Origin of the sequence: Marinobacterium sp. xm-m-312, assembly GCF_013283295.1 — a bacterium.
Taxonomy (GTDB): Bacteria; Pseudomonadota; Gammaproteobacteria; order Pseudomonadales; family Balneatricaceae; genus Marinobacterium_E.
Genome location: NZ_WBYS01000010.1, coordinates 1 through 23911, shown reverse-complemented (window position 1 = coordinate 23911; position 23911 = coordinate 1). Strand labels below are relative to the sequence as shown.

The following is a 23911-nucleotide window of genomic DNA, read 5'->3' as shown; positions in this document are numbered from 1 at the left end:
ATGTGGGAGATCTATTCCATCGGGGATTCGGCATTTTTAGAGCAGGTCTTGAACGCTGTCGCGATGATTACTGGTACAGGCGACTTTACTTCAATGGTTCGCATTGGCTTGCTCATTGGGGTATTGATGGTCTCTGTTCAGGCCTTAATGCAAGGCGGTCGTGGCATTAACTTTCAACACGTTTTAGTCTCATGGTTAGTCTTTGCAACCATGTTTGGACCCAGTACCCGAGTGAGCATTGAGGATGCGTACACGGGACAAGTTCGAGTGGTTGATAATGTGCCCATCGGTGTTGCTGCCGCAGGCAGTACGATTTCAACTGTCGGCTTTCAAATCACGCGATTGTTTGAGACGGCGTTCTCAACTCCCGCCATGACGGAATACGGCTTTGCATCCAGTTTACAGTCACTGATTAAAGTGAGAAAACAGGTGATGGATCGCTCTGGGTTGGGTGATGCAAATCGTGTCGGCGGCTCGGACATCGAGCAATCGTGGTTTAACTACATCAAAGAGTGCACCTTGATTGGTATCGACATTGGCCAAAAGAACCTCGATCAGGTGCTGAGTGATCCTAATCCGATGACAGCGATTAGGTTTGATTCGCGCATTTATGGCACTCGAATCATGCTCAGTGGTAGCAGTAGCGATCTGGACTGCACCGATGCCTATAGCCAACTGAAACTCATGACAGAATCAACCTTCATTCCAAGGCTTAAACAGGTTCTGTCAGCCTCATTGGGGACTTCGTCAGCAACGGACACTGATGACGTGATCCGAAATGCACTGAATAACCTTGGTTTGGCTTCGGTTAACACCCAAGAGTATATGACCGCGTCAGTGCTTTTGCCTATTTATGAGCAAAGCGTGACGGGCAAGTATATGGATGATCAAGCTTTCACCGCCGCCGTTATGGTTAATCAAGCGATTGAACAGCGCAATACACAATGGGCGGCGGAGCAGACTCTTTTCCAAAGTATCGTTCGTCCGATGATGACGTTTTTTGAGGGTTTCATTTACGCCATCACCCCTTTGATGGCCTTTGTGATAGCCCTTGGCCAAATCGGGATGCGAATGGCTGGGAAGTACTTGTTAATCCTGCTTTGGATTCAACTTTGGATGCCTGTCATGGCTATCATTAACCTGTATATTCATTTAACCGTTGCAGGGAAAATGTCGGCTCTTGATGCCTTTGCAGGTACAGAAGTGCCATCTTTTGCTGGGATGATGCAGATGGATTCAGTGCTGCAAACCTGGATAGCTACTGGCGGCATGTTGGCGTCGAGTGTTCCGGCAATTTCGCTCATGCTCGTGTATGGCTCAGCAATAACTGCAACCCACTTGGCTGGACGTCTTCAAAACGGTGATGCCATTGATGAAAAGCTGGCAAGTCCAGATGTCGCGAAAAATGCCCCGGTGATGCAATCACAGTCAATGTTCCAAAATTCAGCCCTCACGGGTTCTGCAATGACCGGCGCGTCAAACTTACTAAGCAGTTTCTCTGTCGGAAACGCAGTGGGTTCAATGGTCGGCTCTGCAAAAGAATCCATGACTCAGGCAACTCAAGCCTTTAGCCGTCAGGTTGGCAATACCATGAGTCGAACCTTTGGTGAAAAGCTAAGTTACGACAACCTTTCTTCGGTTGGACGTCAGATCGGTTCTTCTAATTCCGCATCTAGCGCCGTTGTTAATCAGGTCACTGATGACCTGCAAACACGGTATGGTTTCGGAGACGATAAAAAAGACGCTGTACGTGGCTTGGTATCGGGCGTGTTATCGGGAGGCCTAAGGGTCGGTGGAGATGGAACCATTACAAATACCGATGATAAAGAAGTAGCAGATAAAGGCTTCTTGGGAAGATTACTTGGTACAGGGGGGAATGACTCCCGACAAGGTAACTTGCCTGGAGTCGATAAGCCCGAATCCTCAAGAGTGCCAAAAATATCACGGTTACGAGCAGGCTTGGATTTAGGTGGAAACTTTAGTGGCCAAGTTGAGTCGTCAGAAGGCAGTTCTCGATCAACGACCGCAAATACACTCACTGGGGAAATGCAAAGCTTGGCATCGAGTGATTCACGACGTGCTGAGTATCGCGATGCAATGGTTAAGGACCTTTCAGATTCAAGACGTTCTGGCGTTGAAATGTCGTTGTCTAACCAAGACTATCAGTCACTTCAGAGTTCAGCACAAGACGTTATCACGGCATCAAACCGCTTTAGTGAGCTTGATCAGGCCAGCTACAGTCTATCAGGACAAAGGAACACGGATGGTTCGACGTTAACTCGATTAGCAGCGGATAATCCTGAAGTCATGGATTATTTAGGTCGCTATATGAACCAGCATGTTGAAGCAGGTAACCGATTACGTGAAAACCTTCCAATGTATCAGCGCTTGCTACCTGATGATAATCAGGCGTATGTGGCCGCAGCTATGGAGTCTTTAACCTATAGCAACTCCTCAACGCCCGCTGAACGAGACAATGATTATCAAGCAGCAATGACTGTTATGGCCATGGCTACCGGAGCCGATTTACGATCAATTCAACCGCGCTCTAATGAAGGCTTGTCATCAGCTGCACCTACTTTTGGTGGTGCTCAAAGCCAAGTTGAATCGGGTGTATTGGGCGGCTACGAGGATGCAGCAACAGTTCAAACTCAGTTCAACGCAGCTCAATCGGCTTACCAAACCAATCTGTCTGGTATAGATGGACAGTTGAATGCGCATCAGCAGCAAGCCCAACAGGCCGTAGCTACTGACACAAGTACCTATCAATCTGAACTAAACAGTGAAGCTGGATCTCAGTGGCGATCACGTATTATGGCTGATGATAGCGGAGTTTCTGGTGCTGAAATGTTCTTCAACAGCGCCAGTGCTATTGGTGATTTCAGTGGCAAGCATACTGATGCAGCTCTGCATACCCTGAATCACTTTGGCGAAGACTATGAGAGTTACAAAGAACAAGCGCTTGAAGATCCTGGCTCACGAGGTTTCTTGCACAACGCTACTGTGGCCAGCAAATCAACCTGGGATGGCTTAAAAGCCGCCGTTGATGCCGGAACCTCTTTGGAAAACCCATTGACGGCGTTTAATGATGCATACAGTGGATCGAGTTCGCAGTATGCCTCCGAAGTAAACTGGGGCACTAAGTCTGAAGCCATGTTGGCGGGGGCATTCGGTGCGGCAGTTAACAATCGATATGGTGAGTTTCTAGAGCAGTATGCTGATGATTTTAAACAGGAAGCATACAGCGAAGGGCAGAGAATGGGATTGACCCCGATTCAAAGTCAAGTTTTCGCTCAAGCTTTCAATGAAGGTTTGGCGGGGCGCGTTTTCAACTCTGAAGACTCATCGAGTTGGTCGCCTGAAATGCTTGGTCTAAGGGAGCAAATGCTAAATGAGTATCGTCAAAAGGATGAGAGTGGCGCTTACATCTCTGACAGTGTGTCTGATGAAGATAAAGCATTTGTGGATAAGCAGATTGCAGTGATCTCAAATGCACCCCTTGCGGGAGATTATGCTCAGAACAACTTGATCGATATTAGGGCATATAACCAGGCATCAGGAAATAAATAAAACAAGGAGTAGAAGCTCAAGGCTAACGAAGTTTTATGGCTTAATTACGTAGATAGGGATATATTTCTCCGTACTTAGATACGGAGAAATATAACACATGTACACAATTGGAAAATTAGCCGAACAAGCTAGTATCAATGTTGAGACTGTTCGTTATTACGAACGACGTGGTCTTATAGAAAAACCTGAAAAACCGCATCTAGGCTACCGACTTTATCCTTTGGCAACATTAAACCGAATAAAATTCATTAAACGTTCCCAAGATCTTGGGTTCACTTTGGAAGAAATCTCCAATTTACTCAGCCTTAATGACACTCCCTGTATAGAAGTGCAAGAAATGACTTTACACAAGCTTGCAAGTGTGAAAGCCAAAATAGCAGGTCTTCGCCGCTTAGAAACCGTTCTCACAGAATTATTGAATGAGTGTAATTCTAATACTAACCAATCCCACTGTCCCATTATTGATTCCCTACTTCCTGAAGATTAATAATGAGTCAAATTTTATCTTGACTCCGTAGTTGGGTACGGGGTTTAAGCTTGTTTTACTAAAGTACGATAAGTAGAGTGAGTTATGTCAAAAAGTAATCCCAACTTTCCAATCATCGGCGGTGTTATTGCCGCTATTGGCGCTGGTCTTTGCTGCGCTGGTCCTTTCGTCTTGTTGCTGCTAGGCGTGAGTGGCTCCTGGATTGGTAATTTAACCTTGTTAGAACCTTATCGTCCCATTTTTATCCTGCTGGTTTTAGCCTTATTTGGCTTCGCAGGCTGGAAGGTCTATCGCCCCGTCGAGGACTGTGAGCCAGGCACCGCCTGTGCAGTTCCTCAAGTGCGAAAACGTCGGCAGGTGATCTTTTGGTTAACGGCACTGACTGCGTTGGTTTTAGTCACCAGTAATTATTGGATTGTCTGGTTCGCCTGATGACGATTTCTAACCTTTTATTTTGATTAAATCTTTATGGCTTGCTCTTGGAGAAAATTATGAAAACACTCGCCCTAATGTCCCTGTTCGTACTGACCAGCCTGAACGCTTTAGCTGCCCCGAAAACAGTTACTTTGGAAGTCCCAACCATGAACTGTGTGACCTGTCCCTTTACCGTGGAAAAAGCCTTACAAAAAGTCGATGGCGTCAGTAAAGCCGAAGTGACCTTTAAGACCAAACTGGCGGTGGTCACCTTCGACGACGAAAAAACCACGGTAAAAGCACTGACCGAAGCCACCACTAACGCGGGTTATCCGTCAACGCTCAAGGAGTAAAGCATAGAAATGCTAATACGGTTACTGACCCGGTTCGGCGATAAGATTAGCTCATTGGGCGCGCTGGTTTCTGCTATGGGATGCGCCATGTGTTTCCCGGCCATTGCCAGTCTGGGCGCTGCGGTAGGACTGGGTTTTCTCAGCCAATGGGAAGGTCTGTTTGTTAGCACGCTATTACCCCTGTTTGCCTGGATTGCCTTGGTACTCAACGGACTTGGCTGGTTCAGCCACCGGCAATGGCACCGTAGTGCGCTGGGTGTGGCCGGCCCCATTTTATTGCTGTTATCGCTCTATCCGTTTTTCCAGTACGGCTGGAGCAGCTATGTCACCTATTCAGCATTAGGCCTGATGGTTGCCGTATCGCTTTGGGATATTTTTTCACCGGCGAATAAACGCTGTGATGATGACAGCTGTGCTGTTTAACACGACGCAATGCCTGACTACTATTTGAGGAAAACGAATGATCTTACTATCGATAGAAGGGAGGACCTGTCCAAGTTGCGTCGCCCACGTTAAAGAAGCACTCGATGCGATCGAAGGCGTTAATAAGGTTGAAATATCTTATGAAAACGCCAGAGCAACGATCACCACGAACGGTGGGGTCAGCGTAACCGTTCTCATTGGAGCAATAGAAGCTCTCGGTTATATCGCAAAAGAATCCACTGGCACTGCAAAAGAAATTACTTCACCGAACGACTGCTGTGACAACGAAAATGCAAGCAACACTGAAAGCAACCAAACTCAACACGTGGCGATTATCGGTACGGGTTCCGGCGCTTTTGCCTGCGCTATTAAAGCCGCTGAAGGTGGTGCCAAGGTCACTCTTATTGAGGGAGCCGATGTGATTGGCGGCTGTTGCGTGAATGTCGGCTGCGTACCCTCAAAAATTCTAATCCGCGCCGCTCAATTGGCTCAGCAGCAACGCAATAATCCCTTTACCGGACTGGAAAAGAGTTATGGTCATTTCTGGTGTACGGGAAGGTAGAAAGGATGGCGTATCCTGTTGATTGATCACGCCAGATCAACAACCAACAGAAGGTGATACGCCATGGCCAAGTCTACCCTGAAGACTCTTCCACAACCAGAAAAAGACGTTATTGATCCGCTGACCGAGCTGCTGCGGACTGGGGCACGGGAGCTGATCGCACAGGCCGTCGAGGCCGAGCTTCAGGCGCTTCTGGATCAGCATGCCGAGCACCGGCTCCCGGATGGCCGTCAGGCCGTCGTGCGCAATGGCTATTTGCCTGAGCGTACTGTCCAGACCGGCATCGGCAATGTCGACATCAAGGTGCCGAAAGTACGGGATCGGAGTGGTTCCGGGGTTCGCTTCAACAGCACCTTGCTGCCGCCGTACCTGAAGCGAGCCCGGAGTGTGGAGGAAGTGCTTCCCTGGCTGTACCTGAAGGGTGTGAGCACCGGCGATTACCAAGAGGCACTGGCCGCGTTGCTGGGTGATCAGGCCAGGGGCTTGTCGGCCAACACCATCAGTCGCTTGAAGCAGCACTGGATCGATGAGCACCGGGAGTGGTGTCAGCGAGATCTGAGCCAAAGCCGCTACGTGTACTGGTGGGCCGACGGCGTATACAGCAACGTGCGCATGGATGACCGCCTCTGCCTGCTGGTGATCATCGGCGTGACGGAGCATGGGCGCAAGGAGCTGGTTGCGGTTGAGGACGGCTACCGCGAGTCGGAGGCCAGTTGGTCAGAGCTCCTGTCAGGGCTTCGGGCCCGAGGCCTGACGACCAGCCCGAAGCTGGCCATCGGCGACGGCGCTTTGGGCTTCTGGAAAGCGCTGGCCAAGTGCTATCCGGACACCCGCCATCAGCGCTGCTGGGTGCACAAGAGCGCGAACATCATGTCCGCGCTGCCAAAGTCGGTGCAACCGAAGGTCAAGGCGGCGCTGCATGAGATCTGGATGGCCGAGACGCAGGACGAGGCGCACAAGGCATTTGACCGGGCGCTGGTACGCTTTGAGTCGAAGTATCCCGGCGCCATGGAACGGCTGCGCAAGGATCGTGAGGAGCTGCTGGCGTTCTACGACTTCCCGGCAGAACACTGGGTCCATATCCGGACGACCAATCCGATCGAATCGACGTTTTCGACGGTGCGCCTGAGAAGCAAGAGAGCGCGGAACTGCGGCTCCCGAGAGACCACGCTGGCGATGGTCTACAAGCTACTGGAAACCGCGCAGAAGCGCTGGAAACGGATCAAGGGATTTGATCTGCTGGCCCTCGTGGTCAACAACGTGAAATTCAAGGATGGGGAACAAGTACAGGATCAGTCAGACAGGATACGCCATCCTTCTATCTCCCCGTACACCAGAAATGACCATAACTCTGAATCAGGGCTGGATTGTGCAAAACAGACGATAGTCAGTGGATAACTGTTGATTAAATGGTCTTCTCCCTCCCTCGGAGCACATTCGAATGATGTGCCCCATAATGTAACAAGAGCGTCACAGTGAATACGGGAGTACATGTTATGACTGATCAACAACATACTGTCGGTATTGATCTGGCAAAAAACAGCTTCTACATCGTTGTAGTCGATAAATCCTGTCGCGTTGTTGAAAAGAAGAAGCGCACGCGCAGCCAGTTGGTGAGTTATATCGCCCAACGGCCGGAGTCAACAATTGCTATGGAAGCCTGTGCCAGTTCTCATTACTGGGCTCGAACGCTCACGCAGTTAGGCCATAACGTTGTTCTGTTGCCAGCGCAGCATGTGAAAGGTTATTCCCGTGGACAGAAAAACGATTACAACGATGCCCAAGCGATTGCTGAAGCCTGTCATCATGGGGCTATACGGCCGGTGCTGCCAAAGACAGTTGATGAACAAGACGACTCCACTTTCGCACGCATCCGGCAGCAACTGGTGCATGATCGTACCCGTTTAGCCAATCACATACGCGGCATTCTGGCTGAATATGGAATCGTATTGCCTGTTGGTTTGCACATACTGAAACGGAGCCTCCCCGAGATCCTGGAAGATGCAGATAATCAATTGACCTATCGAATGCGGCTGCTGCTGTCTCGACAGCGAGAGAGGCTGATGGCACTAGACGAGGAGGTCGACTGGTACGATGAGCAGTTAAAACAATCGGTCGAAAAGGATAGTGCCTGTCAACGTATGCTTGCGATCCCGGGAGTCGGTGATATTGTCGCTCATGCCCTGAAACAGTGGATGGGGAACGGTCAGCAGTTCAGTAAAGGCCGAGATGCCTCCGCGGCCCTGGGTTTGGTACCACGACAGCACAGTACGGGTGGTAAAGCACGGTTAATGGGTATCTCGAAACGCGGTGACGCGCGGGTGCGCAGCGCAGTGATTCACGGGGCGCGTGCAGTGGTATCGAGAGCGAGCAAGAAAGATGACCCATTGAGTCGCTGGATTCAACGCCTCGTTGAGCATAGGGGCTTTAATCGAGCGGTGGTTGCCTATGCTAATAAAATGGTGCGATTCGCCTGGGTGTGTGTCGCCAAAAAAGAGCGCTTCCTCATCAGGCATGCTGCCGCTGCATGAATCTGACTTGTAAGGCTATTTAAGGAGCTGACCACCCAAGGTTTGCGTTAACCATGACATGATGAATAACAGGTCAAACCGACATACTTGAAAGCTTGCAGAGTTCGTTGGTGATTGAAAACACCGTACTGTCGATAAAGCCGAGTATGTGCGAATGCTTCATCTGGGTCCGAAGCGATCATTGAGCTTCATCTGAGACCGAATATACGACAGCAGCCTTTTTATCTGGCATGGTTTGCAAGACGGGAGAAGACCATATACGAACTCGGGTGTTTATTCAGCGTCAGTACTCCACACGAGCAATCAGTCCCGTGCCGACGAATAACAACAGGACGGCCCATGTGGAGTCGAGGAAGGAATCGACCGGCATCAGAATTTCCTTCCTACAGTGATCGTTCCGTAGACCGGGATTTCGTTTTGTCCCCGGAATTCGCGTGTGCGGTGGTAGCGGGCTATCGCGATGCGCCAATTGCCCTGGGTAATCGCGACGCCGTAGCCGACATCCGCCACGAGTGACCGTTTATCCACGCTATGGCTGGACTTGAAGGTATTGCCGTCCAACGTGATGTCGTGCAGAACCCAGCGAGCGTCTAGCGCCACGAAGAGGTGGGCGTTCCAGTTGCCGCCAGCGGTCGTGCGCACGGGCGCGGTGTTTTCTCCGGCAGGCCGCAGCGGTGCCGTGCCTAAATCATCCGGCAGGCGCAGGCCATAGCGCAGTTCTCCACCTACATTCGCGTAGGTGGCGAAATTGCCGAAGCTGCCGCCCCAGTGGCGGGTCAGATCCCAGCCCCAACCGCTGACGTTTTCTTGCCTGAAGACTCGCGTTCGGCGTTCGTGCAGCAACTGCAGCACAGGTTCGTCGCGCAGTTGGTGTCTCCAGCCATTGAATTTGTCCACTCCGATGGTGTCATGCCACCAGTTCTGGGTTTGCCTGGCCTGGGAGGAGGGGCCCACAACACCGACGCGGATTTGTGAGGTGCGCAGCGTATCGCCGCGCCGCGCGTTGTAGCCGAGGCTCAACATCATTGCGCCGGCGAAAGGGCGGTCGTCTTTGATCAGATCGCTGCGCGTTTTGTCGCTCGGGGTGTACATCATCTGCCCGAAGCCGATGGTCATGTTCTGTTCGTCAAAACCCTCGGGTTGCAGCACCGTGAGAAAACGATTCAGCCCACGGACGAGACGGGGTAGGCAAGGGTCATCGCGATAGTCCACAAGGTTGGGGGAGACCCAGCTGACGAGAAACCCGTTGGAGTACCCTTGGTCTTGTCCAATGCCGCCGAACATGTCGTTGTCGATCCGCAGATTGAGCGTTCCCGTTGAGCGCAGCGGGTTGTCCTGGTGGCAGGATTGGGCCTGTGCGGAGGCGCTCAGCAATAGCAGCAGCAAGGGGGCTGCGACTTTCAGCCTCCATTCAGTTTGGTCGGTGGACTGAACCTTCGTCACGCTGGCGTGCCACCCTGCCCAGGGGTTGCAGTCGCAATGACCGATTGGGGCTGGCGCACCAGCATCACCGGAACTGGTGCGATGCGAGCGAGCTGCTCGGCATCGCTTCCCATCAGCAGCCTGTCCACGCCCCGGCGTCCGTGAGTACCCAACACCACCAACTCGCATTGAGTGGTCAGTGCCTGCTGAGCGATGAGCACCGAGACGCGCTCGCCCTTGCTTTCCAGAAGGACGGTCTCAACCGCCAGGCCTTCCTGCCTCAGCCGCAGCGCCGCCTCGTCCAGCAGCTTCTGCCCGGCCGCCAGGAAGCCCGGCCTCACTTCTTCAATATAGATCCTCGGCCTCTCGAAGCCGTTGCTGTGCTTCATCTCCTCGATGACGTGCAGCAAGACGATGGTTGCGCCATTCAGGCGTGCCAGCACCGCAGCGTGGTGGAGCGCCAAATTGGCGGTAGGACTTCCGTCGAGCGGAACCAGCAGTCTTGAGTACATGAATATCTCCAGTTATCAGAGTAGGACGGGGTGCCGAACAGATATTGCGCATACCGTGTCGCAATAGCGGACGCGGTATGCGCTTATTCAGCTGCGTACATATTTCCCCGGGGCGTCGCAAATAGTGGGATATCCACGGGATTCGGCCCCCATGAGCGGAGGCGCAACACCTTCACCAGAGCGCTCTCGAAGCCATGCTGACCATGCCGGCCACCACGAATCTAGATGCGTCTGTGCAGTGGCTTGCCACTCGTCCGGCGCCATGTACCCCTCATTCACGGCGCGCGTATGGATTTGATACTGGCGCTTGCCTCGGCCAGGCTCGCTCACGATGCCGCCGTTGTGCCCTCCGGTGGTCAATACAGAGGCGCAGCTGCAGTTCCAGGTTCGCCTTGAACAGGTTGGGAGGGATGGTTTCATTGCTCATGGTCAAACTCCTTACTGGGTTGAGTGCCCACTCGGGCGATCAAACGATCAGGCCATCTGGCCGATCGTTTTGCGAAAGCGTGCCAACGACAGGAAAAACAGCACCGTGCCGATCAGGGCCAGCGCCAGGAACGGCTGCCATACCGTCTCCAGGCCCGCGTCCCGGTAAAGGATGGCCTGGCTCAGTTCCACGAAATGGGTGGTGGGTGCGATCAGCATGATGTTCTGCACGATCTCGGGCATGCTTTCGCGGGGCGTGTCGCCGCCGGATAGCATCTGGAGCGGCAGGATGGTCAGCATCATCAGCATGCCGAACTGCGGCATGTTGCGCGCCAGCGTGGCGATGAATATGCCCATGGAGGTGGTGGCGAACAGGCTGAGGGCCGCGCCGGCGAAGAACAACACAATGGAGCCCTCGATGGGCACGCCCAGGATGCCGCGCACCATGAGGTTGAGGGACAGGAAGGAGGCGATCAGCACGACCAGGGCCATCGACCAGACCTTGGAGAGCATGATCTGCGCGGGTGTAACCGGCATCACCAGCAGGTGCTCGATGGTGCCGTGCTCGCGCTCCCGGATCAGCGCTGCGCCGGTCAGGATGATGGACAACAGCGTGATGTGGTTGATGATCTGCACCACCGAGCCGAACCAGGCCTTGTCCAGTGCCGGGTTGAAGCGTGCGCGCAATGCCAGATCCACGGGTGGCGCGTCGGTGCCGCGGTAACGCTTGACGAACTCATTGACTTCGCCGGTGAAGATCTGCTGGATATAGCCACTGCCGGTGAAGGCCTGGCTCATGCGGGTGGCGTCGACATTGAGCTGCACGGCAGGCGATCGCCCCGCCAGCACGTCGCGCTGGAAGTTGGGCGGAATGACCAGAGCGAAGGTGTACAGCCCCGCGTCCATGCCCGGGTCCACGTCCCCATAGTCGATCATGGCCGGTGGCGTGAACTGCGGGGGGTAGAAGGCCGAGGCAACCCGCTGGGACAGCGCCGAATTATCCTCGTCGACGATGGCGATGGGCGCGTTGTGCAGCGTCTCCGGCATGGACGTGGCCTTGGTGTAGACCGACGCGGTGAACACATAGACGATGAGCACAAGCATCATCGGATCGCGCCAAAGACTCCACAGCTCCTTGACACCAAGGTCGTAGATGTTGGCCAGGTTTCTTCTGCGCATCTCAACGCTCCTGCTTCTTGAGTAGCAAAACAGCCACGCCGAGAATGACCGGAACCGAAATGAGCATCGACCACAGCGGCCCCGTCAGGTCGGCCAGGCCGAGTGATTTGTTGAACACGCCACGGCTGATGGAGATCATGTGCGTGGCGGGGTAGATCTCGCCGATGAACTTGCTGGAGCCTTCAAGCGAGGACACGGGCTCCCTCAGGCCGGCGAACTGGGTGGCCGGAATGATGGTGCCGATCATGGCAAAGAACATGGCGGCGATCTGGCTGCGCGTGACGGCCGAGGCCAGCAGCCCCATGCCTGTCGCGGCGAAGGAGAAGATCAGCGCGGCCAGCGACAGGGTGAAGAAGCTGCCCGTGACCGGCACACCGAAGACGGTGACCGCGAGCAGGCTCATCAGCAGGAAGTTCACCATGGCCAGACCGACATAGGGCAGTTGCTTGCCAAGCAGGAACTCGATGCGCGTGACCGGCGTCACGTAGAGATTGGTGATCGAGCCCGTCTCCTTCTCGCGCACCACCGCCAGCGCGGTCAGCATCGCCGGCAGCATGAGCAACAACAGAGGAATCACGGCCGGTACCATGGCCGGCAGGCTCTTGACATCGGGGTTGTAGCGAAAGCGCGTCTCGACGCTGGCATTCCCGGCTACGCTGGCGCCGCCGCGCTCGCTGGCCTGTGCCAACAGCCAGTGCTGGTGCATGCCCTGAACGTAGCCCTGGACGGTTTCCGCGCGTTGTGGCATGGCGCCATCGATCCAGGCACCGATCTGCACGTTCTGGCCTCGCAACACATCGCGAGAGAAGCCAGGGGGGATCTCAATGGCCAGCGACAGTTCGCCGCTGCGCATGCGCCGGTCAAGATCGTCGTAGTCGACGATCGGCGCGTGCTCGGTAAAGTAGCGCGAGCCGGCCAGGTTCAACGTGTAGCTCTGGCTTAGCGTGGTCTGGTCGCGATCGAGCACCGCATAACTCAGATCCTCGACGTCCATGGTGATGCCGAAGCCGATCACGAACATCAGTAGCAAAGAACCGCCCAGCGCCAGGGTAGCGCGGACCGGATCCCGCTGCAGCTCCAGGGTCTCGCGCCATAGATAGCTGAACATGCGCTGCAAGCTGAAGCCTCCAGCGCGGTGCCCGCGGTGTTCAGCGGGTACCGCGGATGGCGGCTCCTCGTGATTGTCGGCCTCAGGCTGGCTGGGCGGGGCGGCTGTGCCGCCCTCGGCTTCGAGGAGGTAGCCGATGAAGGCCTCTTCAAGGGTTTTGGCGCCGCGTTTCTCGACCAGTCTGGCGGGCACGTCGCTGTCGAGCACCTTGCCGGCATGCATCATCGACATGCGGTCGCAGCGTTCGGCCTCGTTCATAAAGTGAGTGGAAATGAAGACCGTCACCCGGTCGCGCCGCGACAATTCAATAAGCAGCCGCCAGAACGCATCACGCGCCACCGGGTCGACGCCGGAGGTCGGCTCGTCCAGAATCAGCAGCTCGGGCTTGTGCACCATGGCAACGGCCAGCGACAGGCGCTGGCGTATGCCCAGCGGCAGACTGGCCGGCAGGCTGTCGATGACGTCCGCCAGCCCAAAGCGCTCCACCATCTCGTCCACGCGGCCCGGAATATCGTTCGGGGACACACTGAACAGCTTGGCGTGCAACTCCAGATTCTGGCGTACCGTGAGTTCACTGTAGAGCGAGAACGCCTGCGACATGTAGCCGACACGGCGGCGGGTGTCCAGGTCATGCGGATCGACTTCGTGGCCGAACAGCCAGGCCCGGCCCTCGCTCGCCGGCAGCAGGCCGGTGAGCATCTTCATGGTCGTGGACTTGCCGCAACCATTGGAGCCGAGGAAGCCGAAGATCTCACCGCGCCGGATACGGAAGGAGACACTGTCGACAGCAACGAAGTCGCCAAAGCGCATGGTCAGCCCCTCGGCTTCGATGGCGATATCGTCCGCGCCGTCCTCAGGCAGAGGCGGAATGACAACCGCTTGGTGTCCGCGCTTTTTCTCTTCCGGGAGCAGGCGGATGAATGCCTCTTCCAGGTTCGGGCTGTTTGTTGTCTCCAGCAATTCCTTCGGCGTACCGGTGGCGAGGACCTTGCCGTCGTCGATGGCGGCGAGCCAGTCGAAGCGCTGTGCCTCATCCATGTAGGCGGTAGCCACGATCACGCTCATGCCGGGGCGATCGGCGCGGATGCGCTCGATCAGGTCCCAGAACTGTGCGCGCGCCAGCGGATCCACGCCGGTCGTCGGCTCATCGAGAATCAGAAAATCCGGGTCGTGAATCAGTGCGCAGCACAGGCCGAGTTTCTGCTTCATGCCCCCGGAGAGCTTGCCTGCCGGGCGCTCAAGGAATTTGAACAGGCCAGTGGCCTGAGTGAGCTCATCGATACGCTGGCGGCGTTCCGCAGAGCCATGACCGAACAGGCGCGCGAAGAACTGCAGATTCTCCTCGACCGAGAGCGTCGGGTACAGGTTCTTGCCCAGTCCCTGCGGCATGTAGGCGATGCGCGGGCAAACCTGCTTGCGATGGGCTTTGCTGGCCATATCGCCACCCAGCACCTCGACCGTGCCCTCCTGGATGATGCGCACACCCGCCAGCAATGAGAGCAGACTGGATTTGCCCACGCCGTCGGGGCCGATCAGGCCGACCATCCGTCCGGCGGGAATGTCCAGATCGATGCCATCCAGGGCGATGACGTCGCCGTAACGCAAGCGCACCTGTCTGACGCTTGCAACGGTCATGGGTTGCGCACTGTGGCTCATACTTACTCCGGCACGCGAAGGGACAAGTTCTCGGGCCACTCGGCATTGGCGTCGAGCTTGACCCAGGCCACGCCGGGCAGCCCGGTCTTGACCTGATCCAGGTGTTCACGCAGCAGATCCTGGGAAATCTGCCCGCGCACTCGGAACATCAGTTTCTGCCGCTCGCTCGCGGTTTCAACCGTCTTAGGGGTAAATTGCGCCACACTGGCGACGAAGGAAACAGTGGCTGGAATAACAAAATCCGGCGCGGCATCCAGAATGATGCGTACCTCGGTGCCAAGCGCTACGCGGCCGGCCACGGTTTCGGGCAGGAAGAAGGTGATGTACACGTCCGACAGGTCGATCAGGTTCAGGACACGTCCGCCGGCTCCAAGCACCTCACCGGGTTGCGCCACACGAATCTGAACTCTTCCGTCGCGCGGCGCGCGCAGTTCGCTGTCGCGGATGTCCGCTTCGATGCGATTGATGCTGGCCGTGGCAGCGGATACGCTGGATCTCGCGCCGACAAGGTGCGCTTTGGCGGCCTCGACCGCGGCGCGGGCAGCGGCGGTCTGTGCTTTGCTGGCCGCGAGCGTCGCCTGTGCGCCCCGCACGCGCGCCCGGTCATCGTCCAGCTCCTGTATCGAGGCGGCACCCTCTCGGGACAGTGTCTCCGAACGTGCCAGACGCCGCTGTGCGGCGTCGAGCTCCGACTCGCGCTGACCGACGAGTGCCTGCGCCGCAACCACGTCGGCTTCACGCAGCGCCACCTGGGCCTGTGCTGCGGTCACCGCGTGCTCGGCCTGTTCACGCATGGCGAAGGCTTCGTCGCGCTGCGCCTCAAGCGTTTCCAGTTGCATCCTGGCCAGTGGCTGGCCCGCCACGACGAAGTCGCCTTCACGTACGAGGATGTCTTCGATACGTCCGGGAAGCTTGGTGGCGATGTCGATCTCGGTGGCTTCGATGCGGCCATTGCCGTTAACGAAGCCTTCGCCGGGCCCACTGTCGGCAAGCTCTGTCCAGCCCCACCAGGCCAGCGCGATAACAACCGCTGCAGCGGCAACAATCAGAAGTTTTTTCTTGAGAGAGAATGAAGCAGTCATAGGTTTCGCGTGCCTTAACGGGTTGATGGGGTGGAAGTGGGCGCCGAGGTCGCACCCTGCGCCTGACCGGTTGCGGCGAGGGTTCCGCCGCCGAGTGCGGCATACAGCGCCACCTGGCTGGACAGCAGCGCACGGCGCGCCTGTACCAGCTGTTGTCCGGCATCCAGCAGATCGCGTTGGGCGTCCAGCACCTCCAGGAAAGCGGCCGAGCCGTTGTCGTAGCGCAACTGGGCCAGCCGCGCGCGTTCGCTTTGCGCTTCCAGATTGGCCCGCTGGATCGTCAATTTCTCAGCCAGCCAGTACTTGGCGCTCAGTGCATCGGCCACCTCGCGAAAGGCCGTTTGAATGGTCTTCTCGTAGCCGGCAACGGCGATGTCGCGGCGCACTTCGCTCAGTTCCAGGTTGGCGCGCCGCCGCCCGCCATCGAAGATGGGCAGCGACAGGGTGGGCATGAAGGTCCAGGCGCGGCTGCCGGAATCGAACAGGCCGTCCAGATCGGAACTGGCCGTGCCGAAGCTGCCGGTCAGCGCAATGCGCGGCAAGAACGCCGCGCGGGCGGCCCCGATGTTGGCATCGCCAGCGCGCAATTGGTGTTCCGCGGAAATGATGTCCGGGCGGCTGACCAGCAGCTCCGAAGGCAGACCGGCCCGCAGGTCGGCCAGCACCGTTGTTTCATCGAAGGGTGCTTTGGCGGGCAGCGGGCCAGGATCAGCGCCCACCAGCAGCGCCAGCGCGTGCAGTTGCGTGGCGCGCGCTTGCTCAAGCTGGGTCAGCAGCGCCTGAGCCTGGTTCAGCAGGGTCTGGACTTGGGTGAGATCCAGCTTCGAGGTCGAGCCGACTTCAACGCGGCGCCGGAAAATGCGGTAGGAATTCTCGCGAGTCGCGACGGTTTGACGGGCGATAGCCACACGCTCGTCAATCTCGCGCAAGCCCAGGTAACCGTCCGCCACCTGGGCGATCAGCGCCAGGTGGACGGCCTGGCGCGCAGCGTCGGTTGCCAGCCAGGTTTGCAGGGCGGCGTCCTCGAGGTTGCGGACCCGGCCCCACAGATCCAGCTCCCAGGTGCTCAAACCCACCTCGGCCCGATATTCGCCGCCCACCTGCGACCGGCCCGACATGTTCAGATCGCCAGGGACGCGGGCGCGTCCACCCTGGGCACCCACGCCCACGGCAGGAAATCGATCCGAGCGCTGAATGCGGAATGCGGCGCTGGCTTCCTCGACACGCAGCGCGGCCAGGCGCAGATCGCGGTTGTTCTCCAGCGCGGTCTCGATGAGGCGTTGCAGCAAAGGGTCCGTGAAGTAGGCCTGCCAGGCAAGTTCTCCCGCGTGGGCACCCTCGGTGCTCGATTCAGGATGACCAGACCAAACCGCTGGCACCGGCGGGGGCGGAGTATCAGGAGCGGGAGCGAGCGACATGCAGCCGGTCAGTACGACGGCGCTCAGTGCCAGCGAGGCAGTGCGCAATTTGAACTCAGACAATAAAGGAAAAGCTGGAGGCATGATCACGTTCCGTACGGGGTTCGGGCTGAATAGGGCCTGGTTGTAGAGGAGTAGCCGCCCACGTACAGCGACGCGCAGGCATGTCGGTCACCAACGAACGCTGCAATCGAGCGCGACTTTGATGGCTGTTCACGCCACCTCCCTATTAATGTCTGCACTCTCGCCTCTAGCAACCGGTCGATGGGGCTCTCCTTCTTCATTTTCCGGCGTTCCGGGTTCGTATGCGTCCCTGCGAATAGTGCGCGTTATCGCACACTATAAAGAAAACGACTGGACGGTTGCTTGTGATTATACGTTACAATCCCGAAAACGCAACTAGCCGTTCACTAGGCACTGCACACCCGCCAGTTGGAAGTGCTCAGCCTGGGCTGACCATGCGCCCATGGTGGAACCGGTGACCAGTCCATGGGACAATCCAGTCAATTTTTGAACAGGGACCTTTGTATGCCAACCAAAAAAGACGACGTACCAGGCAAGCGCCGCTATCTGTCTTCTGTGGCCAGGAGAGAGGAAATATTGGATGCGGCGTTGATCGAGTTTGCGGATCGGACATACAACGCCGTGTCGATGGAGCGCCTGGCGGAATGTGCGGGCTTATCCAAGGCAGGCATCTACGCCCACTTCAAAAGCAAGGAAGAGATTTTTCACGCCTTGCTCGAACGTGCAACCCAGCAGTTTCGCGATTTTCAGGGCTGGCTTCCGGATGAAGAACTGACGCTGCCAGAGCTGGTAGACGCCTATCTTGATCGCCTTTACGCGACGTTTGAATCCCCCGCTACGGTATCGATCTACCGATTACTTCTGACCGAAAGCGCCAGAGCACCGGAACTGGTGAAACGTTGGCATGATGAGGTAGCGCGCGAACTGCGCAGGCGAGCACAGCTCATCATCCAAGGCAACATAGACCGGGGGGTTGTTCGTCCGAGTGTCCTGACTGAGCACTTTTTCCCGCTGGCGCTCGCTCCCGCACTGCTATGGCTGAACTCGTCAATGCTATCCAGGGGAAACCCTTCCATAGAGCTCGTGCAGGTACGAGATGCGCATCGGCAGCTGCTGCTTGAGCTCTTGCAGCCTTGATGAGCAAGGTAAGGCAAAAAGCCAGACACCTCCCTGTGCGACTGGTGACCGGGGTTGCGGTGCTACTGCTGACTGCATGGGGTGCACTGGCTCTATGGCATCAGGTGCCGCAGCCGGCTGTTCGCTGGTTCACCCTCGCGCTGTGGGCGGCCGCGGGACTGTCGATGGTGGCGGCGCTGACAGGTCTGCTCAGCCGCAAGTCATGTAATTTCACGGCAGTGGTATTCGTAAGCGCCGTCGCTATTCTGGCGGCGTGGTGGAGCACCCTGCAGCCCTCGCACCACCGCCTATGGGCTGACGATGTCGCCCAGTTGCTGGAGGCCAGGATCGACGGCGATCATGTTCAACTGAAAAATGTACGCAACTTCGAATGGCGCAGTGAAACCGATTACACGCCGCGTTGGGAGAACCGTACCTACGACCTTACCCGCCTGCGTAGCGCCGATCTGGTACTTTCCTACTGGATGGGGCCGCACATTGCGCACACACTGGTGTCGTTCGGCTTCGACGGTGGCGAGCGGGTGGTGTTCTCACTGGAAATACGCAAGGAGCGCCACGAGTCCTTCTCGGCGATCGGCGGATTCTTCCGTCAGTTCGAGCAGATCCTGGTAGCCGCCGATGAGCGCGACATTGTGCGTACGCGCAGCAATGCGCGAGGCGAGGCCGTTTATCTCTATCGGTTGCAGATGAGTCAGGCGAATGTCCGCGCGTTGTTTCTGGAGTATCTGCACGCGGCCAATGAACTGCGGCGCACACCGCGCTTTTACAACACCTTGACCAGTAACTGCACGACCATCGTATTCGAGCTGGCTCGGCTCATTGCGCCAGCGTTGCCGGCGGACTATCGCCTGCTGCTGTCCGGACACTTTGCGGAATACATCCATGACCTGCACGGATTGACGCCCGGCCATCGCTACGCAGAACTGCAGGCACTGGGGCACATCAACGAACGCGCACTGGCCTCTGACGCATCAGGAGACGACTTCTCGATGTCGATTCGACAAGGTGTGCCCGGCGTGCCGGCCGACGAGGTATCTCCATGAGGTTCCAGCAGTCTTGCCGCATGGCAGTGTGGCTCGTCATTGCCCCGCTGTTGCTGGGGGGCTGCTCGATCCTGCGTGAGTTCGGCCCAGTGGTTGAGGTTCATACACTGGATGCGGGCGAGGCCATCGAACTCAAGCGCGGCGATATCCTGACACGCGGCAAACTCAGCGATGCGACGACCCAGACCATCAGGGTGGCGGCATTGGATGCGCAGGCTTGCGCAAAACCGATCTCAGCGGATTGCGTCGAGGCCCTGGCCGCGGTGACGGGAGTGGCCACAGATCGACGTCTGGCTGCGCTGTCCGAACTGTGGCTGGCGCAGGCACAAGCTATGAAGCCCGGATCCGAGCAGCAAGCCGCCTGGTTTGAAACCATCCGTTATGCCTACGCCTACCTCTTTCTCGGCGACCATACTCCAGGAGAGCGAGCCTTCGAGGATCGCCAGACACAAGTACGCGACTGGTATAACTATGCTGTCGAACGTGCCGCCACCGCGATATTTGAAGTTGAGCAACAAACGCCTACGCAGTTGCCAGCGCAGCCCCACCGGAACATTGCAGGCTGGGAGCTGCAACTGGATATGCGCGGTGAGCGCTTGCCGGGCAGTACGGCGGTGCCAGCCGAACTCTTACCAGCCTCATCCCTGTCTTTCCGCGGAATGCGCAGTCTCTACCGACGCGACGGATTCGGAGCCGAGCTGGTGGCCGTCATGCCGGATGCCCCCTTGACGTCTGCCCCTACCAGCGAGGGTAGCTCATCAGCTAAACACGATCAGCAGCCACTACCCTGGAGCGAGATGTCCGCGCCGCCCATGACGGTTCTTCTGCACCCTGATGGAGACGATCTGGACAGCGTGCTGCATACCCGTACCGCCCGTTTGACGGTGCATGATCCCTATGAGGAATCGGCTATCATGCTGCACGGCCAACGTGTGCCGCTGGCAGCCAATTTTACGGCCGGCTACGGCTTGTGGCTGGCCCGTGCCAACTTCAACCGCCAGTCTCTGCGCAGCCTGCTTGGGCGCGAGGGCGGCATCGACCGCCCGCACGTCTACCTAATGCAACCCTACGATCCGAACAGACGTATCATCGTCATGCTGCACGGACTAGCCAGCAGCCCGGAAGCCTGGGTGGAGCTCGCCAACGAAATCCTGGGCGATGAGACCCTGCGCCAGCATTACCAAATCTGGCAGGTCTACTACCCGACCAATCTGCCGATCGCATTGAACCACGCGATGATTCGCAGAGCGCTCGGGGATACGCTGGCGCATTTCGATCCTTCCGGCCAGGCGCCGGCATCGTCCGACCTTGTACTGGTGGGGCATAGCATGGGCGGGGTCATCGCGCGGTTGATGGTGTCGTCAACCGACCAGTCGCTGGTGCAGCTGGCTGCGGATCGCAGTCGGCTGACGCCGCAGCAGATCAAACGCATAGATCCGATGTTGCGTTTCGAGCCCTTCCCGCATGTCAGCCGCGCCATCTTCATCGCAGCACCGCACCGGGGCACGTCGGTCGCAGGTGGACGCCTGGGGCGCTGGATGGCGGGATTCATTCGCTTCCCCGTTACGGTGCTCGAAGAACTCGCCCACACACTAGCACCCAATGCGGCGGCCAGCAGCCACGAAAGCCTGGGGCATATCCCCAATAGCGTCGACAACCTCGACGAGAACGATCCTTTTGTGCGCGCGGCGGCGGACTTTCCCATCTCGGCTCAGGTGCGCTATCACTCGATCCTGGCGCAGACCAATGCCGACGTGCCGCTTGAGGATTCCGATGACGGCCTGGTACCATACCGCAGCGCCCACCTTCCCGGTGCAGAATCTGAGAAAGTCATAATTTCGGGACACAGCGTGCAACAGAACGCGGCTGCGGTACTGGAGATCCAGCGTATCCTCAAAGACGACATGGCTCTGCAGGAAGAGCATTTCATGCAGCCATAGGCAACTGCCATCTTCTGTACGCAGCCAAGCTGATTTGGGCAGGCTGCTATCTTTCAGGTGGGCGAAGTGCATTCATCTGTAATGTGCAAAGAGCATCAGACTTATGTCAGGGAGCTAGGGGAATGGGATGGAATCCCCCTCCTATGGCATTTCCCTAGCGGGCGGTGTTGCGGGTACAATTTTGGGGGCGGGGAAGCAAGGCGATGAATATTGAAGCCTCCGGTATCGGCCTAATCATTATTGTTCTGGTGATGGCGTTGGTAACATTGGTGACCCGCTGGGTGGCGTCTACATAATCTCGTTTGTACCAATCGGGTGCCGCGTTAAGCAGTTTATCCAAGCAATGTCTGGTTCGGTGCTGGTGGCTATTATAGCGCCAATGGCAGTAACTGGAGATGCTGGAGCCAAACTCGCCCTACTCATTACCGCATTCCTCATGTTTATACTGAAAAAACCGTTGCCCGCCATTGCGGCAGGCATCGTGACGGCGGCTGTATACCGGCAGTTGTAGTCACCCGCTAAGGTCCGTTATGTGCGCTAGCCAGGCCAACCTGTCAGTGATGCTGAAGTTGGCCCAGAGCAGACATTATGCGTGCGGTGAATCAAGCGGGCTAAGGAAGGTGTGATCAAGTCCGCCACATGGGATAATGCTGACTGCACATGATCGAGGACGCATAAGATGGATCAGCAACTTACATTCGCGGACAGCGAGTTCAGCAACAAGCGCCGTCAGACCCGCAAGGAGAAGTTCCTTGGCCGAATGGACAAGCTGTTTCCATGGGCGCGTCTCGAAGCCGTTATCGAGCCCCACTATCCCAAGGCTGGAAACGGCCGTCGGCCTTACCCCTTGTCCACCATGTTGCGCATTCACTGCATGCAGCAGTGGTATAACCTCAGTGATCCAGCAATGGAAGATGCGCTGTACGAGATTGCCTCAATGCGGCTGTTTGCAGGCTTGTCACTGGATAAAGCCATCCCCGATCACACCACCATTCTGAAGTTCCGGCACTTACTCGAACGCCACGGTCTGACCCGACAGATTTTTCAAGAGGTGAACCAATGGCTCTCTGAGGCCGGTGTCCTTCTGAAAGAGGGCTCACTGGTTGATGCCACTATCATCGAAGCCCCCAGCTCCACCAAGAACAAAACGGGCGAGCGTGATCCGGAGATGCATCAAACCAAAAAAGGCAATCAGTGGCACTTTGGCTTGAAAGCTCATATAGGCGTGGATGCCCGCACCGGCATCACACACAGTTTCAGCACAACTGCCGCAAACGAACACGATCTCAATCAGGCTGGCCAGCTACTGCACGGTGAAGAAGCATTCATCTTTGCTGATGCGGGTTACCGGGGCGCCGAAAAGCGAGACGAGCTGAAAGATGTCAGTGCGGACTGGTACATCGCTGAACAGCCAGGGAAGCTGAAGACCCTGAAAAAACACCCTCGGATCAATAAGGTCAGAATCCGCACCGAGTATCTGAAAGCCAGCATCCGTGCGAAAGTTGAGCATCCGTTTCGGATCATCAAATGCCAGTTCGGCTTCGTAAAAGCCCGTTACCGTGGCCTGAAGAAAAACGACAGCAAGCTGGGCCATGCTGTTCGCGCTGGCCAATGTTGTGCGGGTGGACCAGATGTTGAGAGCACAGGGTTAATCCGTCTGTACTGCCTGAAAAGGCGGTTGCAGTCGGTTAAGAAGGGGCGGTTGTGCGCATTTTATGCGCCCCAGCACAGAGAAAATGCAGTTTTAATGGCACTGAAGGGACTTGTTCATACGTTCCCTAACGTCCCGAAGCGGACATTAAGTGTGCCATGCGCGTTACAGCGAAAACAAACACCGTACCTCCTCTCCACATTGGGAGAAGGCCTTCTTAAAGCGAACTTCTGAGCGTTTTGACCAATAAATTATGGAGCTGATCGACGGCTGCATTTCCGTGCGACGCCAGGCTTCGGTATACAGATACCTCCATAGGCTCCAATGGCCCTAAACCATGCTCACTTCCCAGAACCTCCAAATGAGGAGGGGCACTACAACGCGTCAGTACAGCAATCGCGAGGCCACTTTCAACAGCAGCAATTTGTCCAGCAAGGCTTGAACTATTGTACACAACTCGATAACGCCGTCCCTGCAAAGACAATGAGTTGATAGCACTGCGTTTGGCTAGGCTTGTGCTTTCGTAAACCGCTATGGGAAGCGGATCTCGCCTCCATATCCGAAACTCAGATGAGCCGACCCACACCATCGGTTCATAGAACAATAGCGTGCCGTGTCGGGGATGTTCCCGAGACACAAGTGCGAGATCTAGGTCACCGTTCTCAACCCGTGGAATCAGAGCGGTGGATTGCTCACAAAACAGCTCAATTTCAACCCCTCCATGATGGGTGTTAACGCCGATGTAATACTGACCCCCTGACGCCGAGGCAAAATTGACCCCCTGGGCGATAATGGCGGTTTTGAGCCGCCGAGATGTTGACCCAGGAGCAAGCAGTGGAGATCAAAGGGCACCTCGAAAAACCTCCCTCACAGCACCGGTAGCCCTGTGATAGCATCAAGCAACCACTAACACCCGATAGATCAGTACCATGAAGAAGCGTAGCGCAATCAAAAACGACCTCTTTGCCAGCGA

At 56.7% G+C, this 23911-nt stretch carries 19 protein-coding genes and 1 pseudogene; 13 read left to right on the top strand and 7 right to left on the bottom strand.

Annotation, left to right across the window (positions count from 1 at the left end):
• The 8 genes and pseudogenes from XMM312_RS11140 to XMM312_RS11105 all read left to right on the top strand — a co-directional run bounded on the left by XMM312_RS11140 (position 1) and on the right by XMM312_RS11105 (position 8340).
• Positions 1 to 3570: a conjugal transfer protein TraG N-terminal domain-containing protein gene (locus XMM312_RS11140; protein ID WP_173489266.1), complete on the top strand. Its 3570-nt coding sequence runs from the start codon at positions 1 to 3 to the stop codon at positions 3568 to 3570.
• 97 nt (positions 3571 to 3667) lie between these two features.
• Positions 3668 to 4057: an Hg(II)-responsive transcriptional regulator gene (gene merR, locus XMM312_RS11135; RefSeq protein ID WP_028867973.1), complete on the top strand. Its 390-nt coding sequence runs from the start codon at positions 3668 to 3670 to the stop codon at positions 4055 to 4057.
• Between the two features lie 84 nt (positions 4058 to 4141).
• The gene (locus tag XMM312_RS11130; RefSeq protein WP_028867974.1) at positions 4142 to 4489 is read left to right on the top strand and encodes a mercuric transporter MerT family protein; all 348 of its coding nucleotides are present in this window, start codon (positions 4142 to 4144) and stop codon (positions 4487 to 4489) included.
• A gap of 59 nt (positions 4490 to 4548) precedes the next feature.
• Positions 4549 to 4824 carry a mercury resistance system periplasmic binding protein MerP gene (gene merP / locus XMM312_RS11125; protein WP_028867975.1) on the top strand — a complete coding sequence of 92 codons (276 nt, stop codon included), beginning with the start codon at positions 4549 to 4551 and terminating at the stop codon, positions 4822 to 4824.
• Between the two features lie 15 nt (positions 4825 to 4839).
• Positions 4840 to 5247 carry an organomercurial transporter MerC gene (gene merC / locus XMM312_RS11120; RefSeq protein ID WP_196575170.1) on the top strand — a complete coding sequence of 136 codons (408 nt, stop codon included), beginning with the start codon at positions 4840 to 4842 and terminating at the stop codon, positions 5245 to 5247.
• A 37-nt stretch (positions 5248 to 5284) separates the two neighbouring features.
• The gene (locus XMM312_RS11115; RefSeq protein WP_305847189.1) at positions 5285 to 5809 is read left to right on the top strand and encodes a cation transporter; all 525 of its coding nucleotides are present in this window, start codon (positions 5285 to 5287) and stop codon (positions 5807 to 5809) included.
• A 63-nt stretch (positions 5810 to 5872) separates the two neighbouring features.
• Positions 5873 to 7114, top strand: a pseudogene (locus tag XMM312_RS11110) (IS256-like element ISMaq7 family transposase); the annotation flags it as partial.
• A gap of 191 nt (positions 7115 to 7305) precedes the next feature.
• Positions 7306 to 8340, top strand: a complete 1035-nt coding sequence (locus tag XMM312_RS11105) for an IS110 family transposase (protein WP_173482236.1) — start codon at positions 7306 to 7308, stop codon at positions 8338 to 8340.
• A 369-nt stretch (positions 8341 to 8709) separates the two neighbouring features.
• Here the strand turns inward: XMM312_RS11105 and XMM312_RS11100 are convergent, their stop codons facing one another.
• The 6 genes from XMM312_RS11100 to XMM312_RS11075 all read right to left on the bottom strand — a co-directional run bounded on the left by XMM312_RS11100 (position 8710) and on the right by XMM312_RS11075 (position 17227).
• On the bottom strand, positions 8710 to 9783 hold the full coding sequence (locus XMM312_RS11100) for a lipid A deacylase LpxR family protein (RefSeq protein WP_173482237.1): 1074 nt from the start codon (positions 9781 to 9783) through the stop codon (positions 8710 to 8712).
• A complete protein-coding gene (locus XMM312_RS11095; RefSeq protein ID WP_173482238.1) occupies positions 9780 to 10274 on the bottom strand; it encodes a universal stress protein in 495 nt (164 codons plus the stop codon). The genes XMM312_RS11100 and XMM312_RS11095 overlap by 4 nt, the downstream gene beginning before the upstream one ends.
• A 474-nt stretch (positions 10275 to 10748) precedes the next feature.
• Entirely contained in the window at positions 10749 to 11879 is a 1131-nt protein-coding gene (locus XMM312_RS11090) for an ABC transporter permease (RefSeq protein ID WP_173482239.1), read from the bottom strand.
• 1 nt (position 11880) lies between these two features.
• Complete coding sequence (rbbA, locus tag XMM312_RS11085) at positions 11881 to 14643, bottom strand: ribosome-associated ATPase/putative transporter RbbA (protein WP_173489265.1); 2763 nt, start codon at positions 14641 to 14643, stop codon at positions 11881 to 11883.
• A gap of 2 nt (positions 14644 to 14645) precedes the next feature.
• Positions 14646 to 15725: an HlyD family secretion protein gene (locus tag XMM312_RS11080; RefSeq protein ID WP_173484521.1), complete on the bottom strand. Its 1080-nt coding sequence runs from the start codon at positions 15723 to 15725 to the stop codon at positions 14646 to 14648.
• Between the two features lie 14 nt (positions 15726 to 15739).
• Positions 15740 to 17227 carry an efflux transporter outer membrane subunit gene (locus XMM312_RS11075; protein ID WP_173484522.1) on the bottom strand — a complete coding sequence of 496 codons (1488 nt, stop codon included), beginning with the start codon at positions 17225 to 17227 and terminating at the stop codon, positions 15740 to 15742.
• 444 nt (positions 17228 to 17671) lie between these two features.
• On the opposite strand from XMM312_RS11075, the gene XMM312_RS11070 reads away from it, so the two are divergent.
• The 5 genes from XMM312_RS11070 (at position 17672) to XMM312_RS11050 (ending at position 22939) form a co-directional block, all read left to right on the top strand.
• Positions 17672 to 18304, top strand: coding sequence for a TetR/AcrR family transcriptional regulator (locus XMM312_RS11070; protein WP_173489264.1), 633 nt, complete (start codon positions 17672 to 17674; stop codon positions 18302 to 18304).
• Positions 18304 to 19347 (top strand): DUF4105 domain-containing protein, encoded by a 1044-nt coding sequence (locus tag XMM312_RS11065; protein WP_015879511.1) that lies wholly within the window; start codon positions 18304 to 18306, stop codon positions 19345 to 19347. The genes XMM312_RS11070 and XMM312_RS11065 overlap by 1 nt, the downstream gene beginning before the upstream one ends.
• 20 nt (positions 19348 to 19367) lie before the next feature.
• Positions 19368 to 21287, top strand: coding sequence for a triacylglycerol lipase (locus tag XMM312_RS11060; RefSeq protein ID WP_254442938.1), 1920 nt, complete (start codon positions 19368 to 19370; stop codon positions 21285 to 21287).
• Positions 21288 to 21630: 343 nt separating this feature from the next.
• Complete coding sequence (locus XMM312_RS11710) at positions 21631 to 21798, top strand: hypothetical protein (RefSeq protein ID WP_371731478.1); 168 nt, start codon at positions 21631 to 21633, stop codon at positions 21796 to 21798.
• Positions 21799 to 21966: 168 nt separating this feature from the next.
• Positions 21967 to 22939 (top strand): IS5 family transposase gene (locus tag XMM312_RS11050; protein WP_371743488.1). Its coding sequence is split into 2 segments (ribosomal slippage): positions 21967 to 22863 and positions 22865 to 22939, totalling 972 coding nucleotides; the frame shifts between segments, so codons are not numbered across the junction.
• A gap of 216 nt (positions 22940 to 23155) precedes the next feature.
• Here the strand turns inward: XMM312_RS11050 and XMM312_RS11045 are convergent.
• Complete coding sequence (locus XMM312_RS11045) at positions 23156 to 23680, bottom strand: LysR substrate-binding domain-containing protein (protein ID WP_371731482.1); 525 nt, start codon at positions 23678 to 23680, stop codon at positions 23156 to 23158.
• Positions 23681 to 23911: the final 231 nt, after the last annotated feature.

Bases quoted from the DNA above. Each gene is read 5' to 3' on its own strand.
- XMM312_RS11095 (WP_173482238.1), bottom strand. From the start codon at position 10,274: ATGTACTCAAGACTGCTGGTTCCGCTCGACGGAAGTCCTACCGCCAAT.
- XMM312_RS11090 (WP_173482239.1), bottom strand. From the start codon at position 11,879: ATGCGCAGAAGAAACCTGGCCAACATCTACGACCTTGGTGTCAAGGAG.
- XMM312_RS11140 (WP_173489266.1), top strand. From the start codon at position 1: ATGTGGGAGATCTATTCCATCGGGGATTCGGCATTTTTAGAGCAGGTC.
- XMM312_RS11070 (WP_173489264.1), top strand. From the start codon at position 17,672: ATGCCAACCAAAAAAGACGACGTACCAGGCAAGCGCCGCTATCTGTCT.
- XMM312_RS11115 (WP_305847189.1), top strand. From the start codon at position 5,285: ATGATCTTACTATCGATAGAAGGGAGGACCTGTCCAAGTTGCGTCGCC.
- rbbA (WP_173489265.1), bottom strand. From the start codon at position 14,643: ATGAGCCACAGTGCGCAACCCATGACCGTTGCAAGCGTCAGACAGGTG.
- XMM312_RS11075 (WP_173484522.1), bottom strand. From the start codon at position 17,227: ATGCCTCCAGCTTTTCCTTTATTGTCTGAGTTCAAATTGCGCACTGCC.
- XMM312_RS11130 (WP_028867974.1), top strand. From the start codon at position 4,142: ATGTCAAAAAGTAATCCCAACTTTCCAATCATCGGCGGTGTTATTGCC.
- XMM312_RS11060 (WP_254442938.1), top strand. From the start codon at position 19,368: ATGGCAGTGTGGCTCGTCATTGCCCCGCTGTTGCTGGGGGGCTGCTCG.
- XMM312_RS11080 (WP_173484521.1), bottom strand. From the start codon at position 15,725: ATGACTGCTTCATTCTCTCTCAAGAAAAAACTTCTGATTGTTGCCGCT.
- XMM312_RS11105 (WP_173482236.1), top strand. From the start codon at position 7,306: ATGACTGATCAACAACATACTGTCGGTATTGATCTGGCAAAAAACAGC.
- merP (WP_028867975.1), top strand. From the start codon at position 4,549: ATGAAAACACTCGCCCTAATGTCCCTGTTCGTACTGACCAGCCTGAAC.
- XMM312_RS11710 (WP_371731478.1), top strand. From the start codon at position 21,631: ATGTCTGGTTCGGTGCTGGTGGCTATTATAGCGCCAATGGCAGTAACT.
- XMM312_RS11065 (WP_015879511.1), top strand. From the start codon at position 18,304: ATGAGCAAGGTAAGGCAAAAAGCCAGACACCTCCCTGTGCGACTGGTG.
- merR (WP_028867973.1), top strand. From the start codon at position 3,668: ATGTACACAATTGGAAAATTAGCCGAACAAGCTAGTATCAATGTTGAG.